Below are 18123 nucleotides of genomic sequence, written 5' to 3' on the forward strand. Positions count from 1 at the left end.
CCCGGAACGGAAGGACGTCTTCGATCATGCGAGAACTGGCCGTTCGGCCCGAAGAGGTGCCCGCGGTGTTCGCCGAGCGGTTCAACAGCGGCGACGCCACCGCGTTGGCGCAGGTCTACGAGGACGCGGCGGTGCTGGTCCCGCAGCCGGGGACGCCGGTGACCGGACCGGACCTGCACGCCGCCAACGGCCGCCTGCAGCAGCTCGGAGTCCCCGTCTCGGTCCGTCCGCGGCACGTCTACCGCAACGGAGACCTGGCGCTGCTGATAGTGGACTGGGCCATCGACGGGACCGGCCGTGACGGCCGGGTGGTGCACGTCGAGGGCACCGCTACCGACGTCGCCCGGCGGGGCCCGGACGGCCGCTGGCGGTACGTCATCGACAACCCCTTCGGTTCCCGTTCACAGCGGCTCCCCACCGAGGACACCGAGGACACCGAGGAACCAACGTCATGAGACTCCACAGCCGACCCGTGCAGCTCAGCTGCAGGACCGTCAGCGTCTTCGTGACCTGGCCGACCAGGAGCACGGCGATGACGTGCCCGGTGATGAGCATTCGTACGACGCCGTCGTCCTCGCCGTAGGGCTCCGTGGCCCCGATGGGGTCGGGTGCAGCGTTCAGCCCGGCCACCGGGTCCAGAAGGCTCGCAGCTCTTGAGGCCGGTTCCCCATCGTCAAGACGGCGACACCTACGCGCGGGTGACCCACGGGTGAACGCCCCCTCCCCGCTGGACGGTTCCGCGATGCTGGCGGCTTCCGGATGACCTCGGCGGGTGGAGGGGAACGTGGGCAGTCAGGAGCCGGCGGGCACGGCAGCGTTGATCAGCAATGGGCGGGGTGAATACCTGCTGCACCTGCGGGACAACATCCCGGGCATCTGCGATCCGGGAGCGTGGTCGCTCCTCGGCGGCGGCCGTGACAGCGACGAGGAGAGCCCGGAGGACGCCGTTGCCCGGGAGCTGAAGGAGGAGGCCGGTCTTGTCCTGCCGGATCTCCGGGCGTACGCCGTGGTGTCCGCGCACGGGCCGGAAGGCGAGGGGCGGATCACGGTGTTCGTCGGGCACTGGGACGGGGACGCCGGGGAGATCGCCCTTACCGAGGGGGTGATGGTGCACTGGTTCCCCGCGTCGACGCTGCCCCGGCTGGTCATGGCCCCGTGGGCCCGTGCTGTGATCGAGCGGTACGAGCGGGAACGGCCGGAGCCCATGGCGTAGGACTGGCCCTGAGGGCCGGCTGTCCCACGGTTTCCCGCCTTTGGGGCGACGGTTCCTGACGGGAGGTGGGACGTGTCCCGTCGTCCGCGCTCACAGGCGATGAGGCCTGCGGCTCAGCGCAGTACTTTCCGGCCGGGGCGCTCCTTTTGTGGAGAAGCCCAGAGCTTAATGAATGGTCCGAACCGAGCCCGAGTCGGTTTGATGTGCGAAAACATCGGATCGATGAGGGTTCATGCGCGACGTGTTCTTCCTGGCACTGCCAGGGGTGTTGGCCATAGGCGGCATCGCCGGAATGGTGTGGGTGCTGTTGCGGATGCGACGGCTGCGGGCTGCCTGGAGGAGTGGGATCACGGCTGACGGGCGGTGCGTCAGTGCGTACGTGGTGACGACCACTCACGGGCACGGAGGCGGTCCCAGTCACAGCACTTGGCATCACGTGCATGAATTCGCCACCCCTGAGGGGGAGGTGCGGCGGTTCGAGGAGGCCGGTGGGCCGAGGACGGTCGTGGCGGGGGACAGGGTTGTCGTCCGGTATCCGCAGGGGCGCCCGGACCAGGCCACGGCGATCCCGCCCAGCGACCAGGGCAAGGCCCTGTTCGGCACGGGGTGCGCGCTCGCCTTCCTCACGGTCTTCGTCCTGGGGGCCCTCGGCTTCATGGGGCTGTATCTGACGGTGTTCAAGCCTGCGGCGGACACGGTGGAGAAGGTGGAGAAGAAGGTCACGCACGGGGGCGACGGGGGCGCTGGGGGCCACGGAAGTCCGGCCCCGATGCGGCCACCCACCGGCTTTCCCACGGACGAGCCCGCCGGGTTCCCCGCCGACCTGCCCACCGGGTTCCCCAGTGACTTCCCCAGCGGTTTTCCCAGCGGCTTCCCCACCGATTTCCCCCGTCCGCCCGCCGACTGGCCGACCACCGTGCCGGGGCCGCAGGACCTGCCGAAGCGGCTCACTGGCGGCGAGCCGCGTCCGGTACCGGGACAGCCCGAGCGGTGACGGCTCCGTGACCGGGGCCGTCCGGGCGGAGCCGCTGTACCGGGAGGAGCGGTCGGCGGTACTGCCCGACCGCCGGCCCCGCCCCGGCGAAACGCCCGCCCCGCACCCCGGAGTTCGGCACGGCGGACCTGGAGCCGTGGCCGCCGGGGCAGCGCCCGTACCGCACCACGGCAGCCGACCATGTCGACAAATGGCTTAACGTCGGCGCCACCGGGCCGCGATCGGGATCGCGGCCGCCCACACGTACGAGAGCAACGCCATTCCGGGGGGTGTGATTTGTCCCCCTATGGGATGCCCCGGCGGCCACCCTCCGTCTCGCCCGGCCCCTCCGGGCCACCCACCCGGCGGCCGGTCAATTCGACACCTATATAAGGGACTTGGTCGGTAACCGGCCTCCGGTACGCCCCGCAACCGACGCTGCGGGCCCCGGAACAGACCGTGTGTCACGCCGCCGAGCGGCAGGCCGCGACGACCGGCGGGCCGAGGCGCGGGAACGCGGTTCCGGAAGGCGGTCCGCCGTGCTTCGGGGAGCGGCCGTTCTCGTGGTGGTGTGCGGTGCTGTGTTGATTCGGGCGCGGCGGGCAACTCGTCGAATCTGTCCGGGATTGGCCGGATCCGCATACGGGTGGTTCCGACTCTGGCCGCGGTTCGATTTCGGGGCTGACCGGGAGTGGTGGTGCGGGGGCTCGGTGGTGTGGTGGGGGTTTATCCCGGAACGCTCATGCTTGAGAGCGAATACAAAGCGATATGTGGTTCGTGGGGGGTTCTCTGGGCAACTCTGGAAGCGCGACGTCGAAACAAACCGCTCGGGCGGTCGGCCAACCGCCCGGCATCAAGCCGTAGTTCCGGCATTCAACGCCGTAGTTCTGGAGGAAATGACATGGCAAGCACCCGCACTGCCGCCCGCATCCTCGCCACCGTCGCCGCCCTGCCGCTGGCCGCCGTCTTCTTCGCGGGCGTCGCCCAGGCCGATGACGGCCAGCTCGCCAACAGGGGTTCGAACGCGGCCGCGGCCGGGGTCGTGGGGAGTGGGGTCGGGGGGCACAACCACGGCAACTCCACGACCGGTCAGCAGCAGGCCACGGGCACCGGAGCCTCGAATCAGAACAACACCGCGAGTGTCAACGGCGCCGGGCATACGGCCATCCGGCAGGACAATGTCGCGGTGTCCTTCACCAATCTCTGGTAGGCCCCTGCCGGGACAGGGGTGTCACACGGTGACCGGGTGACAGTGGACAGGGTCTGGTGACGGTTGCGCGGCGGTGCTGCCTGGGTGCCGCCGCGCAGCCATGTCCCCATCCGTAACCGGCCGTGTCCGCGGTCCGTACCCGGCCCGGGCCCGGGCCGCACCCGGTCCGTGTCCGCGGTCCTTGACGCCCCCCATTTTTCTGACGGAGAGTCAGAAAAATGTTCCGGGAGGGGATATCCGGTGAGAGCTCCCAGCGATGTCCATCACCTGCTCAAGCCCTATGAAGGACGGCCCGCCGCCGTCGGCGGACAGGGCCGGGACCCCGTCAACGCCCCCATGATCCGGCACTGGTGCGAGGCCATGGGGGACACCAACCCCGCCTATGCGGGCCCCGATCCCATCGCCCCGCCCACCATGCTCCAGGCCTGGACCCTGGGCGGGCTCGCGGGGCACCGCGGCGGCTCCGGCCGCTCGGCCGAGTACGCGCGCCTCCTCGCGCTGCTGGACGGGGCCGGATACACCGGAGTCGTCGCGACCGACTGCGAGCAGGAGTACGCGCGCCCGCTGCGCCCCGGCGACACCGTCACCTTCGACTCCGTCATCGAGTCCGTCTCGCCCCGCAAGGTCACCCGGCTCGGCGCGGGGTACTTCGTCACCACGCGCACCGAGGTCCGCGTCGCGGGCGAGCTCGCGGGGACGCACCGGTTCCGGATCCTCAAGTACGCACCGGACAGCGCCGCCACATACGCGTCGGACAGCGCTGCCACATACGCGTCGGACGGCGTCGCCAAGTACGCGCCGCCGGACAGCACCGCCAAGTACGCGCCGGACAGCCCCGATTCACCGCCAGCGCGGCCGCCGGCCCCCGCCGAGGACGCCCGGCCCCGCCGCCCCCGGCCCGTCGTCAACCGGGACAACGCCGGATTCTGGGCGGGGACCGCCGCGCACCGGCTGCTGATCCAGCGCTGCTCGGACTGCGGACGGCCGCGTTTCCCCTGGCTGCCGGGGTGCGCGGACTGCGGCTCGGCGAGCTGGGCGACCGTCCGGGCCTCCGGCGCCGGGCGCGTGTTCTCGTACGTGGTGGTGCGCCACCCGACCCGTGGCGCCTTCGCCGACTTCGACCCCCCGTACGCGGTGGCCGTGGTCGAACTCGCCGAGGGCGTACGGATGATCAGCAATGTGGTCGGCGTCCCGCCCGGCGAGGTGTACGTGGGGATGCCCGTCGCACTGGAGTTCCTTCATGTGCCGGAGGGCGCCGAGGGTTTCGAGCTGCCGGTGTTCCGGCCCGCGACCGGTGCGGTCACGGTGCGAGAGCGGCGAATAGCCGTGGGTGACGAGCTGCCTGCGCTCAGTGTCCCCGTCACCCGTACGCTCGTCGTCGCGGGCGCCATCGCCTCCCGCGACTACCAGGACGTGCACCACGACGCCGAAGCCGCCCGTGCCCAGGGCGCACCGGACATCTTCATGAACATCCTCACCACCAATGGACTGGTCGGCCGCTACATCACCGACCGCTTCGGACCGTACGCCCGTCTCGCCAAGGTTTCGATACGGCTCGGCGTGCCCAACTATCCCGGAGTTGTCCTGGTGTTGACCGGAAGGATCCATTCCGTGAGCGATAGCACCGCCGAGGTCTCCGTCGTCGGAACCAACCGCCTGGGACGCCACGTCACCGGCACGGTCACCGTCACCCTCCCCGACCCCCACGACAACCACCCGCACGACAACCACCCCACCGACGTCCACCCCCACGACAACCACCCGCACCGCGAGTCCCGTTCGCCGGTGAGTCCCCCGAGGGGCACCTCGTGAGCGCCCGCCGGCCCGACGCCCTCGGCGGCGTCGCGGCCGTCGCCGGCATCGGCGCCACGGAGTTCTCCAAGGACTCCGGGCGCAGCGAACTCGCCCTGGCCGCCGAGGCGGTACGGGCCGCCGTCGCCGACGCGGGCCTTGCGCCCGCCGACGTGGACGGCATGGTCACCTTCACCATGGACACCAGCCCCGAGATCACTCTCGCGCAGGCGGCGGGCCTCGGCGAGCTCTCCTTCTTCGCGCGCGTCCACTACGGCGGCGGCGCCGCGTGCGCGACCGTGCAGCAGGCCGTGCTCGCCGTCGCGAGCGGGCTCGCCGAGGCCGTGGTCTGCTACCGCGCGTTCAACGAGCGCTCCGGGCGCCGCTTCGGCTCCGGGGTGCGCCACCGCGAGCCCACCGCGGAGGGCGCGGCGCTCGGCTGGACGCTGCCCTTCGGGCTGCTCACCCCCGCGTCCTGGGCGGCGATGGCCGCCCGCCGCTATCTGCACGTGCACGGCCTGGAGCCGGAGGTCTTCGGCCATGTCGCCGTCTCCGCGCGGGGATACGCGGCGGCCAACCCGGCCGCGTACTTCCACGGCAGGCCCATCACCCTGGCCGACCACGCCGCCTCCCGCTGGATCGCCGAGCCGCTGCGGCTGCTCGACTGCTGCCAGGAGACCGACGGCGGACAGGCCCTCGTGGTCACCTCCCTTGAGCGGGCGCGTACGCTCCCGCACCCGCCGGCCGTCGTGCTCGCCGCCGCGCAGGGCGCCGCCCGCGGCCAGGAGCAGATGACGGGCCTCTACCGCGACGAGCCGGCCCGGCTGCCCGAGATGGGGCTGGTGGCACGGCAGTTGTGGGCCACGAGCGGGCTCGCGCCGGGCGATATCGACGTGGGCATCGTCTACGACCACTTCACGCCGTATGTCCTCATGCAGCTGGAGGAGTTCGGGTTCTGCGGGCCCGGTGAGGGCGCGGACTTCGTCGCCTCCGGCCGGCTGCCGCTGAACACGCACGGCGGCCAGCTCGGCGAGGCGTACCTGCACGGCATGAACGGCATCGCGGAGGCCGTGCGGCAGCTGCGCGGCACGGCCGTCAACCAGGTCGAGGGGGCCGAGCGGGTCCTGGTGACCGCCGGCGGCGGAGTTCCCACGTCCGGGCTGCTTCTCGGAGCAGACGGATGAACGGCGGGCGTGTCAGTGGCGGCGGCCGCGCCGGGGCGGCCTTGACTCCGGTTATGCACCGACGCAGGAAGATCATCGGATGTCTCGTCGCCCTGATGGCGGCGCTGGCCCAGCTCACTGCCGGGGCCGCCGCGCGCGCCGAGGACCGGGGCGATCCGAGGGCGGACGGGGCCAGCGTCTTCAAGGGGTGGGGCTTCGACACCTGCCAGGCGCCCTCGCTGGAGACCCTGCGGGCGTGGCGGTCCTCGGACTACCGGGCCGTCGGCGTCTACTACGCGGGCCGCTCGCGGGCCTGCCCGCGCCAGACGCACCTCAGCGGCGGCTGGCTCGCCGGCGCCCACTCGATGGGCTGGCGGGTGCTGCCGATCTACGTCGGTTCGCAGTCGCCGTGCGTGCGCTCCGACTCCAAGCGGGGCTACACGATCGGTGACTGGCCCTACGACCAGGGGCAGGACGAGGCACAGGAGGCGGTCGGCCGGGCCTCCGCCCTCGGTATCGCGCCCCGCAGCCCGCTCTACCTCGACATGGAGGCCTACGACGACAAGGACGACGACTGCGCCCACACCACCCTGGAATTCGTCCGGGGCTGGAGCGCGGGCGTGCGGGAGGCCGGCTACCTGGCGGGCTTCTACAGCAGCGCCGAGTCCGGGGTGCGGCACATGGAGCGGGCCCGGCGGGGCGGCACGGGCAGCCTGCCGGACGTGATGTGGTTCGCCCGCTGGCGGGGCAGCCCGTCGACCAGGGACGAGCCGGTGCTCTCGCGCGGGGCCTGGACCCCGCACCGGCGCATCCACCAGTTCCGCGGCGATGTGACCGAGACCCACGGCGGCAGGCGGCTGACCATCGACCGCAACCTCGTGGACGCCCCCGTGGCGATCATCAGGTGAGGCCCGGGGGAGAGCGGCCGCCCGCCGGGCGGTACGGGCCGCGGGGCCCGCACCGCCGCTGCGACGAAGGACGGTCGCTCTCCCCCTCCGGGAGGTGGGGGCAGCACTACCAGTACGACCTGAGGGGGATCGTTCTTCGGCACCTCCGGCCGATCCGCCACAGGGGGGCGCGCTCCTAGTTTTGAGGCATGACAGCTATTGCGACGCCTGTGTGCACCAGCGCCTCCGCCGCCGGGTACCCGTCGTTCTCCTCCTACGTGCGGGCACGCGGCGCGGTGCTGCAGCGCACCGCCCGTTCGCTCACCCCGAATCCGTGCGACGCCGAGGATCTGCTGCAGACGGCGCTCACGAAGACCTACCTCGCGTGGGAGCGCATAGAGGACCACCGCGCGCTGGACGGCTATGTGCGCCGCGCCCTGGTGAACACGCGCACGTCGCAGTGGCGCAAGCGCAAGGTCGAGGAGTTCCCCTACGAGGAGCTGCCCGAGCGCGACCCGGTGATCTCCGCGGACCCCGCCGAGCAGCAGGCGCTGCGGGATGCGATGTGGCGCGCGGTCCGCCGGCTGCCGGACCGGCAGAGGGCCATGGTCGTCCTGAGGTACTACGAGGACCTCACCGAGGTGCAGACGGCGGAGCTGCTGGGGGTGTCCGTCGGCACGGTCAAGAGCGCGGTCTCCCGCGCGCTCGGCAAGCTCCGTGAGGACCCGGAGCTGGCGCAGGCGGCCTGACCCGCCGAGGAGGGGGAGCGGGGGAGCCCGTAGCGGGCAAGACGGGACACACGTGGCGTTCGTACGGCCGGTATCGCCCTGGGTGAACGGATGCGTCCGTTCCGGGTAGTGACTTACCGCGAGAAACGGCAGCACAATCAGCGGACGACTTCACGACCGTCCCTGGTCCCTCGGGAGGCCCCGGTGCTGAGCACGATGCAGGACGTACCGCTGACCGTGACCCGCATCCTCCTGCACGGCTCACGCGTGCACGGGGACGCCAAGGTCACCACGTGGACCGGGGACGGGGAGCCACAGCGCCGTACGTTCCGTGAGATCGGCGCGCGTGCGGTGCAGTTGGCGCACGCCCTGCGCGACGAGCTGGGGGTCGTCGGCGACCAGCGCGTCGCGACCTTGATGTGGAACAACGCCGACCACGTCGAGGCGTATCTCGCGGTGCCGTCCATGGGCGCCGTGCTGCACACGCTCAATCTGCGGCTGCCCGCCGAGCAGTTGATCTGGATCGTGGGGCACGCCGCCGACCGGGTCGTCATCGTCAGCGGTTCGCTGCTGCCGCAGTTCGCCCAGCTGCTGCCGCACCTGCCCAGCGTCGAGCACGTGGTGGTCTCCGGACCGGGCGATCTGTCGCTGCTGGAGGGCTGCCGGCCGCGGGTGCACGCGTACGATCAGCTGCTCGCCGGCCGGCCCGCCGAGGGCTTCGACTGGCCCGAGGTCGACGAGCGCCAGGCCGCCGCCCTGTGCTACACCTCCGGTACCACCGGCGACCCCAAGGGCGTGCTCTACAGCCACCGTTCGGTCTATCTGCACGCGATGGAGGTCAACGCGGCCTCCGGCTTCGGTCTGACCCCGGCCGAGACCTGTCTGCCCGTCGTGCCGATGTTCCACGTCAACGCCTGGGGCCTGCCGCACGCCGCGTTCATGGCGGGCACGTCCCTGCTCATGCCCGACCGCTTTCTGCAGCCCGCCCCGCTCGCCGACATGATCGAGGCCGAGCGGCCCACCGTGAGCGCCGGCGTGCCCACCATCTGGGCCGGGCTGCTCGCCGAACTCGACGCCAGGCCCCGCGACATGAGCTCCCTGCGCACGGTGATCAGCGGTGGCTCCGCGCTGCCGCCGTCGCTGATGAAGGGCTTCGAGGAGCGGCACGGGATCACGCTCGTGCAGGCGTGGGGCATGACCGAGACCTCGCCGCTGGGCTCGGTGGCCTATCCGCCGCACGGCCTGAGCCCCGAGGAGGCGTGGCCGTACCGCTGCACGGCGGGCCGGCTGCCCGCCTCGGTGGAGTTCCGCCTGGCCGGGCCCGACGGGAGCTTCCTGCCCTGGGACGGGACGTCCGCCGGTGAGCTGGAGGTGCGCGGGCCGTGGATCGCCGGCGCCTACTACGGGGGTGCCGGTGCCGAACCGGTCCGTCCGGAGGACAAGTTCAGCCCCGACGGCTGGCTGCGCACCGGTGACGTCGGCACCATGACCCCGGACGGCTTCCTGACGCTCACCGACCGGGCCAAGGACGTCATCAAGTCCGGCGGCGAGTGGATCTCCTCCGTGGAGCTGGAGAACCAGCTGATGGACCACCCGGAGGTGGCCGAGGCCGCCGTCGTGGCCGTCCCCGACGACAAGTGGGGCGAACGGCCCCTGGCCTGCGTGGTGTTGCGCGACGGCTCGGCCCTGGACTGTGCCGCGCTGCGCGACTTCCTCGGCGAGCGCGTCGCCCGCTGGCAGCTGCCGGAGCGGTGGACGCGCCTGGAGGGGGTGCCGAAGACCTCGGTGGGCAAGTTCGACAAGAAGGTGCTGCGACGGCGGTACGCGCAGGGGGAGTTGGAGGTCGTCGAGCTGCGCTGAGCCCTCCGCCGGTGCGCCGCCCGGCGCCCTGTCACGGCGCCAGCTGGAGCCGCATCCCGTTGTCGAAGTCCACCCGGGAGAGCTCCGCCCGGGAGACGATGCCGAGCTTGGGGAAGACGTTCGACAGGTGGTGGCCCACCGTGCGGGGGCTGATCAGGAGCTGGGCCGCGATCTCCCGGTTGGTCAGTCCCTCGGCCGCGAGGCGGGCCACACGCAGCTCCTGAGGGGTGAGGGTCGCGCCGTGCCCGCTCCCGTCGCGGCGCGGCTGCTGGCCCGTCAACTCCTGTTCACTCAGGGCGCGGTCGAGCAGCGGGGCCGCGCCGAGCCGGCGGAAGGTCTCGGCGGCCGCGGCGAGCTGGACCCGGGCGTCCGTGCGCCGCCGGGCCCGCCGCAGCCACTGCCCGTACAGCAGGCGCGTACGGGCGTGCTCGAAGGGGCGGCTCGCGGCGCCCGGCGTCTCCAGGGCCCGGCGGAAGCGCAGTTCGGCCTCCTCGGGGGCGTCCGCCGCGAGCAGCAGGGCCTCGCCCCGGTCGGCGGCCGCTGCGGCCCAGGCCACGCCCGTACGGTCGGCCCAGTCCCGCAGCAGCCGCGCGTGCGGCAGCGCCGCGTCGGGGCGCCCGGCGCGCACGGCCGCCTCGACGCCGTCGGCGGCCGCGAGCAGGGCGAAGGTGGCGTGGGCCGCGTCGTGCCCCGGCTCGACGAGGTGGCCGAGCCACCGCAGGGCCTCCTCGGCGCGGCCCGCGAAGAGGGCGGCCCTGCCGCGGTTCCAGTGCGCGGCGGAGGTCAGCGCCCGTATCCCGCGCGGCACCGACAACTCCAGGGTGCGCGCGGTCAGTTCGTCGACCGCCGCCTCGTCGCCGCGGTGCGCGGCGAGCCAGGCGAGGTTGTTGCGGCACTGGCAGGCGGCGTGCTCGGCGGCGATCTCCTCGGCGAGGCGCAGCGCCTCCGTGGCGCCCGCGGCCGCGTCCGCCCAGCGGCCCCGGACGATGTCGAGGGTCGCGGTCTGCGGCATGGTCAGGACGGTCGCGGTGACCGCGTCCGTACGCCGCAGCTCGGCGAGCTTGCGGCGGAACACCTCCGCGAGCGCCTCCTCCGCGCCCCAGACCACGGCGAGCGGCGCGGGCGGCACCAGCCGCCAGGAGCCCGCCGCGAGCTGGGCGACCGCCTCGTCGGTGAGCGCGGGCACCGTGCCGTCCAGGGCCCACCAGCGGGTCAGTTCCGGCAGCGGGTGGCCGGGCAGGCCGGTGAGCACGTCGAGAGCCGTGGCCTGCAGATCGGTACGGTCCGCGGCCCAGGCGGCCCGGACCGCGACACTGGCCAGCTCCAGGGCCTTCTCCGGCCGCGACTGCAGCGGCACGTCCTCCAGCAGGTGGCGGTGCGCCGTCTCCTGGTCGCCGTGCCCGAACTCGATCAGCCCGCGCAGCCCGCCGCAGATGTCCGCGATCCGCTCCGCCGGGGACAGCCGGCCCGCCCGCTCCAGCAACTCCCGCGCGGCGTCGACCCGTCCGGACTCCCAGGCGGCCCGGGCGCCCAGCGCGAAGCGCACACCGGCCGCGTCCGGGGACGGCGACAACTCGGCGGCGCGCCGCAGGATGTGCGCGGCCGGCGCGCAGCCGCCGCGCGCCCAGGCCCGGCCCGCGGCCGCCGCCAGCAGCGCGGCGACCTCCTCGTCCGGCTCGTCGCAGGCGGCCGCCAGATGCCAGGCCCGCAGCTCCTCCGCGCCGTCGCCGGTCAGGGCGGCGGCCAGGGCCCGGTGCGCGGCCTGCCGGCCGGCGAACGGCGCCTGTTCGTAGACCACCGTCCGCACCAGGGGGTGGCGTACGCGCACCTTCTCCCCCGAGGCGTCCAGCAGGCCCGAGCGCAGGGCCTCGTCCCAGGCGGCCCCGGAAACACCCAGCGCGGCGGCGGCCTCCCGCAGCGCGTGACGCTCACCGCGCTCCTCGGCCGCCACGAGCAGCAGCAGAGTGCGGGCGGTCGGGGCCAGCGCCTCGATCCGGGCGGTGAAGGCGCGCCGCAGCCGGGGGCCGACCGCGATCCGCTCCCCGGGCGCCGGCGGGCCCGCCGGGAGGGCGGCGGTGGGCAACTCCTTGAGGGCGAGCGGGTTTCCGGCGGCGTACCGGACCGTACGGGCCAGCACCGGCTCCCCGGCGGCCGGCGCGGCCTCGCGCGCCAGCAGGAGGGCGTCGGCCTCGCCGAGCGGACCCACCGCGAGCGCGGGCAGCTGGTCCCAGGCGCCGTGCACGGGGTCCTCGTGGGAGGCCAGCAGCAGGGCGATGGGCTCGGTACGCAGCCGGCGGGCGACGAAGCACAGGCACCCGACGGTCGCGGCGTCCAGCCACTGCGCGTCGTCGGCGGTCAGCAGCACCGGCCGCTCACCGGCGAGTTCGGACAGCAGAGTGAGGACGGCCGCCCCGATGAGGAAACGGTCCGCCACGTCGCCGCTGCGGCCGAGCGCCCCGTGCAGCGCGGCGGCCTGCGGCGGCGGCAGCGCGTCCACGCGGTCCATGACCGGCCACAGCAGCTCGTGCAGCGCGGCGAACGCCAGCTGCGACTCCATGCGCGTGCCGCGGCAGGACAGCACGGTGAAGTCCCCGGCGGAGGCGGTCGCGTACTCCAGCAGCGCGGTCTTGCCGATGCCGGGGTCCCCCCAGAGCACCAGGCCCGCCCCCGAGCCCTCACGCGCCCGTGCCAGCAGGCGGTCGAGCTCCGATTTTTCCTGGTGCCGTCCGTACAGCGTCATTTGCTGGGGATCTTATAAGGGGCACTTGGGTGCTTACTACGGATACGGTGACCGATTCCACGCGGGCGCCGCGCACTTGGGGCCGCCGTCCCGGGGCGTGCCGTGCGGTGTCAGCCCGTGCCGATCCTGGCGAGCAGGTCGACGATGCGGCTCTGCACCTCCGCGCTCGTCGAACGCTCCGCGAGGAAGAGCACCGTCTCGCCCGCCGCCAGCGCGGGCAGCTGCGCCGGATCGATGGCGGCGGAGGTGTAGACGACCAGCGGGACGCGCCCCAGCAGGCCGCCTTCCGCGAGCCGGTCGACGAGGCCCGACCGGCGGCGGCGCACCTGCATCAGGTCCATCACCACCAGGTTCGGCCGCACCCGCTCGGCGAGCGCCACCGCGTCCGCGTCGTCGGCCGCGCACGCCACCTGCATGCCGCGCTGCTCCAGCGCCGCCGTCAGCGCGTCCGCGATCGGCGCGTGCTCCTCCAGCAGCAGGACGCGCGGCGGGTGCATCTCGCTGTCGCGCGGCGCCAGCGCCTTGAGCAGGACGGCCGGGTCGGCGCCGTACGCGGCCTCCCGCGTGGCCTGCCCCAGCCCCGCCGTCACCAGCACCGGCACCCCGGCCGTCACGGCCGCCTCGCGCAGCGACTGCAGGGCGGTACGGGTGATCGGGCCGGTCAGCGGGTCGATGAACAGGGCCGCCGGATAGGCCGCCCGCTGTGCCTCGACCTCCTCGCGGGAGTGCACGATCACCGGCCGGTAGCCGCGCTCGGTGAGCGCCTTCTCCGTGGACGCGTCGGGGGCGGGCCACACCAGCAGGCGGCGCGGGTTGTCCACCGGCTCCGGCGGCAGTTCGTCGTCGAGGGGCATGGGGCCGGCGGGCGGGTGCGGAGCGGCGACGACCTCCACCGCGCCGCCCGGCCCGTCGAGCGGCTCGGGTCCCTCGGAGCCGTCGTCCGGTGCCCCGACGGCGAACGCGCGGCCCTCGGGGGCGGGACGCGGCGGCGTGCGCGGCGCGGGAGGCGCCTCGGTACGGGCCTCGCGCTCCCCCTCGGCGGGGTTCGCGAGCTTGCGGCGCCGCCCCGAGCCGGGAGTGGGGGTGCCGCCGGACGGGGTCTGCCCGTCCGGCTGCCCGAACGGGGCGCTCTGCCCCAACGCCCTTACGCTGATGGGCCGCACGGCGCGATGCGGGTCCTCGCCGCCCGGCCGCGCCGCCGCGCCCGGCTCCTCCGCGAGCGCCCGACGCGCCCGGCGGCGGCCGGTGGGCGCGGGAACCGCGGCGTCGGCCTGCGGGGCGCCTTCCGGCGCGGGAGCGTACCCCGCCGTGCGGGTGGCCGCGGCCGCGGCCATACCGGGGGCGCCCGGAAGCGGGTGCGCGCCGGGCGCGGGCGCCTCGGGCGACGACGGCACGGCGGGGTACGGGCCGGGGGCGCCCGGGCCGCCGTGCGGGGACGGGTGGTCCTGGCCCGCGCTCTGCGGGTTCGGGTGCGCTTCCGGCGCACGGCCGGGCTGCGGCTGCGCACCGGGGGCGCCCGACACCTGGCCCGCGCTCTGCGGGTCCGGCCGGTCTCCCGGGGCACGGCCCGGCTGCGGGTCCGCGCCCGGGGCGCGGTCGGGCTGCGGCTGTGCGCCGGGCACGCCCGGGTAGGGGCCGGGGGCGGTGCTCGCCGGGCCGTGCGGGTCCGCGCCGGGGGCGCGGTCGGGCTGCGGGTGCGCGCCGGGGGTGCCCGCGTAGGGGGCGGGGGCGCCCGGCTGGGGTGTGCGGTCCGAGCCCGCGCCCTGCGGCTGCTGCAGGTGCGCCCCGGAGGCCTGGCCGGGCTGCGGCTGTGCGCCGGGAGCATCCGCGTAGGGGTCTGCGGCGGGGGCGCTCTGCGGGTTCGGGTGCTGCTCCGGGGCGTGGCCGGGTTGCCGGCGCGCGCCGGGGCCGTCCGCGTAGGGGCCTGTGGCGGGGGCGGTCGACGGGTTCGGCTGGGCCCGCTGGGCGTGGTCGGGTTGCCGTTGTGCGCCGGGCGCGTCCGGGAAGGGGTCTGCGGCGGGGGCGCTCTGCGGGTTCGGGTGCTGCCCCGGGGCGTGGCCGGGTTGCCGCTGCGCGCCGGAGGCGTCCGGGTAGGGGCCTGCGGTGAGGACGGTCGACGGGTTCGGCTGGGACTCCGGGGCGTGGTTCGGCTGCGGGTGGGTACCGGGGTTGCCCGGGTAGGGGGCAGGGGCTCCCGGCAGGGGGGCACGGTCCGGGCTCATGCCCTGCGGCTCCGGGGCGCGTTCGGGTTGCTGCTGTGCGCCGGAGGCGTCCGGGTAGGGGCCTGCGGTGAGGACGGTCGACGGGTTCGGCTGGGCCCCTTGGGCGTGGTCGGGTTGTCGCTGTGCGCCCGGCGCATCCGCGTAGGGGCCTGCGGCGGGGGCGGCCGACGGGTTCGGCTGGGCCCTCTGGGCGTGGTCGGGTTGCCGTTGTGCGCCTGGCGCGTCCGGGAAGGGGGCTGTGGCGGGGATGGCCGACGGGTTCGGCTGCGGCTGTGTGCCCGGGATGCCCGGGTAGGGGGCGGGGACGCCCGGCAGGGGCGTGCGGTCCTGGCCCGCGCTCTGCGGGACGGCCGACGGGTTCGGCCGGCCGCCTTGGGCGTGGCCCAGTTGCCGCTGTGCGCCGGGGGCGCCCGGCAAGGGGGCGCGGTTCGGGGGCGCGGCGACGGCAGCGGGGTACGTGCCGGGGACGGGGCCGCCGTGCAGCGGCAGGAGTCGGTCCTGGCTCGTGCCCGGCGCATCCGGCCGCGGGCCGCCGTAGGGCTGCGCCGCGCCGGGGTGCGGGCCGGGAACCACGGTGCCCTGCGGGGTCTCACCCTCCCGGCCGTCGCGCGGCGCGCCCGGGTACGTGACGGGAGCGGGCCCGCGCTCCCGGCTCCCCTGCCCGGCGTCCGGTCCGGCCGTACGGGCCGCGTCCGCCGCCTGCTGCCGCGCACCGCCGTAGGGCTCGGCCGGGGTGTCCGGGGACCCGCCGGAGGCGCCCGCCCGCGGGCCGCGCGGCGCGTCCGGACCCGCGTACGGGACGGGCGCGGGCCGCCCGGGCTCCGGCTCCGGCGCCCCCGGCCCGAACGGCGCGCCCTGCGCGGGACGTGCCTCCGGGCGCGCCCCGTACGGGCCGTCACCCCCGCCCGGCGGCAGCGCGAACGCCGTCACCTGGGCCTGGGCCGCCGTACGGGCGGCGGCCGCCGTCGCCGGGTCGACTGCCGGCGGGCCGTCGTCGATGGGGCCGCGCGGGCGGCCCGGCAGCGGCGCGGACGGCGTGTTCTCGCTCCCGGGACGGCGGTCCGCCTGTGCCGGGGGCAGCGCGAACGCCGTGCGCTGCGTGGTCTGTTCGGCGCCCGCCCGGCCCGCCGCCGGACGCTCCGGCGTCTCCGTGGCGGCCCGCCGGGCCCGCCGCCCGGCGGGAACGGCGGCGGTCTCGCCGCCGGGCGCGCGGTCGGCCTCGGCGGGCGGCAGCGCGAAGGCCGTGCGCTCGCCCTCGGGCGCGGCCGCCTCCCGGCGGGCCCGGCGGGCGGTCGGCGCGGCCGTCCCCTGCGGGGGGACGACGGCGCGGCCGTGCCGGCCGTCCGCCGCGAGCTGCTGTTCCTCCTCGGCGCACGGCCTGGCCCGGCGCCGCCCGGTCGGCGCGGGCACCGGCGCGCCCTCGTCCCCCTCGGAGGTCCGGGCGGGCGCTTCCTCGCCGTCGCGGCGCGCCCGGCGCCCGCTGCCCGGCGCCTGCGCCCCGGCGCCGCCCTTCGCGCCGTCGGCGGAAGAAGAGGAAGAGGAGGGAGAAGTAGAGGGAGCGGCCGGCTTGCCGGCACCCGCACCCGTCCCCCGGGCCCGCTGCGCCGGCACCGGCATGACCGTGGTCGCGTTCATCGGGTCCGTGGCCGGCCGGCGCTCCCCGCCCGCCACCGGCCCGCCCTTCGCGGAGACCGGCACCTCCAGCACGTACGCACGGCCGCCCGCCGCGCCCGGCAGCTCGTGCGTCTGCAGCACCCCGCCGTGCGCGCGGACGATGCCGCGCACCACCGGTCCGTGCACCGGGTCGCCGCCCGGGTAGGGGCCGCGTACCTCGACGCGCACGACCTCGCCGCGCTGCGCGGCGGCCACCACGATCGTCGAGTCGCCCGGCGCCGGCCCCTGCGCGGACGCGTTGCCCGTCGCGTCGACCCCGGCCACGTCCGCGATGAGGTGCGCGAGCGCCTGCGCGAGGAGCCCGGCGTCGATCTCGGCCTCGATCTTCGGCGCGTGCACCGCGAACTGCGCCCGCCCGGGGCCGATCAGCTCGGTCGCGCCCTCGACTCCGGCGGCCACGACGGCGTCGAGGGCGGCCTTGGCCCGGTCGGGCTTGATCTCGCCGGAGTCCAGCCGCTGGTAGGCCAGCACGTTGTCGACGAGCGTGGTCATCCGCGCGTACCCGGCGGTCAGGTGCCGCAGGATCTGGTTGGCCTCGGGCCACAGCTGTCCTGCGGGGTCGTCGGCCAGTGTGCCGAGCTCGGCGCGCAGTTCCTCCAGGGGGCCGCGCAGCGAACTGTGCAGCAGCGCCACCAGCTGGGCGTGCCGGGCGGCCAGCGCGTCGTAGGGGCGGCGGTCGGTGAAGGTCATCACCGCGCCCACGAGCTGGTCCCCGTCCCGTACCGGCGCGGTCGTCAGGTCGACGGGCACCGCGCGCCCGTCCTTCGCCCACAGCACCTGCTGCCGCACCCGGTGCTTGCGCCCGGAACGCAGGGTGTCGGCGATCGGCGAGTCCTCGTACGGGAAGGGTGTGCCGTCCGCGCGCGAGTGGTGGATCAGCGGGTGCAGCTCCTGGCCGCCGAGGTCGCTGGCGCGGTAGCCGAGGATCTGCGCGGCGGAGGGGTTGACGAGGACGACCTTGCCCGCGGTGTCGACGCCGACGACCCCCTCGGCGGCGGCGCGCAGGATCATCTCCGTCTGCCGCTGCTGGCGGGCGAGTTCGGCCTCGGTGTCGAGGGTCCCGGTCAGGTCGCGGACGACGATCATCAGCAGTTCGTCGCCGGTGTAGGGGTGGTGGTCGGCGTACGGGGTGCGCCCGTCCTCCAGGTTGGCGCTGGTCACCTCGACGGGGAACTGGGTGCCGTCGGTGCGCCGCGCCGTCATCCGGGTCGGCTTGGTGCGCCCCTCGTCGCGCTCCGGAAGCCGCATCGAGCCGGGGATGCGGCGGGAGTCGAAGTCGGGGAGCAGGGAGAGCAGTCCGCGCCCGACCAGCGCCGTACCGGGGACCTCGAAGGTCTCCAGCGCTATGTGGTTGGCGTTGACGACGGTGCCGTTGCAGTTGACGAGCAACAGGGCGTCGGGGAGGGCGTCGAGTATGGCTGCGAGGCGAGCAGCGCCTCGGGATGGCCGGCTGCTCACGACGACGCTTCCTCCCTGGTTACCGCACCTTGCCGACAGCGCCCGTCGCCCCCGTGGCGTGTCACTGGGGGGCAGTCTACGGGCTCGGGGGGCGGGTGCGACGGCGGACAACGGCTGCGGTGGGGCGTGCGGGGGGCCGTGCGAGCGGTGTCGCGGCCGGTGTCGTGGGCGGCCCCGGTGCGGGGCCGGGCCCGCCCGCGCGGG

The 18123-nt window shown here is 75.1% G+C and carries 10 protein-coding genes and 1 pseudogene; 9 read left to right on the top strand and 2 right to left on the bottom strand.

What is annotated here, in order from left to right; translation table 11 throughout:
• Nucleotides 1-26 precede the first annotated feature (26 nt).
• The 9 genes and pseudogenes from ACFP1Z_RS06865 (at nt 27) to ACFP1Z_RS06905 (ending at nt 9825) form a co-directional block, all read left to right on the top strand.
• Nucleotides 27-455, top strand: a complete 429-nt coding sequence (locus ACFP1Z_RS06865) for a YybH family protein (RefSeq protein WP_390314991.1) — start codon at nt 27-29, stop codon at nt 453-455.
• 329 nt (nt 456-784) lie between these two features.
• Nucleotides 785-1213, top strand: a complete 429-nt coding sequence (locus ACFP1Z_RS06870) for an NUDIX domain-containing protein (RefSeq protein WP_390314992.1) — start codon at nt 785-787, stop codon at nt 1211-1213.
• A 436-nt stretch (nt 1214-1649) separates the two neighbouring features.
• A complete protein-coding gene (locus ACFP1Z_RS06875) occupies nt 1650-2207 on the top strand; it encodes a DUF3592 domain-containing protein (protein WP_465269259.1) in 558 nt (185 codons plus the stop codon).
• Between the two features lie 880 nt (nt 2208-3087).
• Nucleotides 3088-3396, top strand: coding sequence for a hypothetical protein (locus ACFP1Z_RS06880; RefSeq protein WP_390314994.1), 309 nt, complete (start codon nt 3088-3090; stop codon nt 3394-3396).
• Between the two features lie 240 nt (nt 3397-3636).
• Nucleotides 3637-4692: pseudogene (locus tag ACFP1Z_RS06885) on the top strand (bifunctional MaoC family dehydratase N-terminal/OB-fold nucleic acid binding domain-containing protein); the annotation flags it as partial.
• 512 nt (nt 4693-5204) lie between these two features.
• Entirely contained in the window at nt 5205-6371 is a 1167-nt protein-coding gene (locus ACFP1Z_RS06890; RefSeq protein WP_390314995.1) for a lipid-transfer protein, read from the top strand.
• Nucleotides 6372-6424: 53 nt separating this feature from the next.
• Nucleotides 6425-7258 carry a DUF1906 domain-containing protein gene (locus ACFP1Z_RS06895; protein WP_390314996.1) on the top strand — a complete coding sequence of 278 codons (834 nt, stop codon included), beginning with the start codon at nt 6425-6427 and terminating at the stop codon, nt 7256-7258.
• A gap of 197 nt (nt 7259-7455) precedes the next feature.
• Nucleotides 7456-7986, top strand: a complete 531-nt coding sequence (locus ACFP1Z_RS06900; RefSeq protein WP_390315067.1) for a SigE family RNA polymerase sigma factor — start codon at nt 7456-7458, stop codon at nt 7984-7986.
• Nucleotides 7987-8169: 183 nt separating this feature from the next.
• A complete protein-coding gene (locus ACFP1Z_RS06905) occupies nt 8170-9825 on the top strand; it encodes a long-chain fatty acid--CoA ligase (RefSeq protein ID WP_390314997.1) in 1656 nt (551 codons plus the stop codon).
• Between the two features lie 31 nt (nt 9826-9856).
• On the opposite strand, the gene ACFP1Z_RS06910 is transcribed toward ACFP1Z_RS06905, so the two are convergent.
• Nucleotides 9857-12565 carry an AAA family ATPase gene (locus ACFP1Z_RS06910; RefSeq protein ID WP_390314998.1) on the bottom strand — a complete coding sequence of 903 codons (2709 nt, stop codon included), beginning with the start codon at nt 12563-12565 and terminating at the stop codon, nt 9857-9859.
• 110 nt (nt 12566-12675) lie between these two features.
• The gene (locus tag ACFP1Z_RS06915) at nt 12676-17919 is read right to left on the bottom strand and encodes a PAS domain-containing protein (protein WP_390314999.1); all 5244 of its coding nucleotides are present in this window, start codon (nt 17917-17919) and stop codon (nt 12676-12678) included.
• Nucleotides 17920-18123 lie beyond the last annotated feature (204 nt).

This window comes from Streptomyces gamaensis (genome assembly GCF_042656465.1).
Classification (GTDB): domain Bacteria; phylum Actinomycetota; class Actinomycetes; order Streptomycetales; family Streptomycetaceae; genus Streptomyces; species Streptomyces gamaensis.

Bases quoted from the DNA above. Each gene is read 5' to 3' on its own strand.
- ACFP1Z_RS06865 (WP_390314991.1), top strand. From the start codon at position 27: ATGCGAGAACTGGCCGTTCGGCCCGAAGAGGTGCCCGCGGTGTTCGCC.
- ACFP1Z_RS06880 (WP_390314994.1), top strand. From the start codon at position 3,088: ATGGCAAGCACCCGCACTGCCGCCCGCATCCTCGCCACCGTCGCCGCC.
- ACFP1Z_RS06895 (WP_390314996.1), top strand. From the start codon at position 6,425: ATGCACCGACGCAGGAAGATCATCGGATGTCTCGTCGCCCTGATGGCG.
- ACFP1Z_RS06910 (WP_390314998.1), bottom strand. From the start codon at position 12,565: ATGACGCTGTACGGACGGCACCAGGAAAAATCGGAGCTCGACCGCCTG.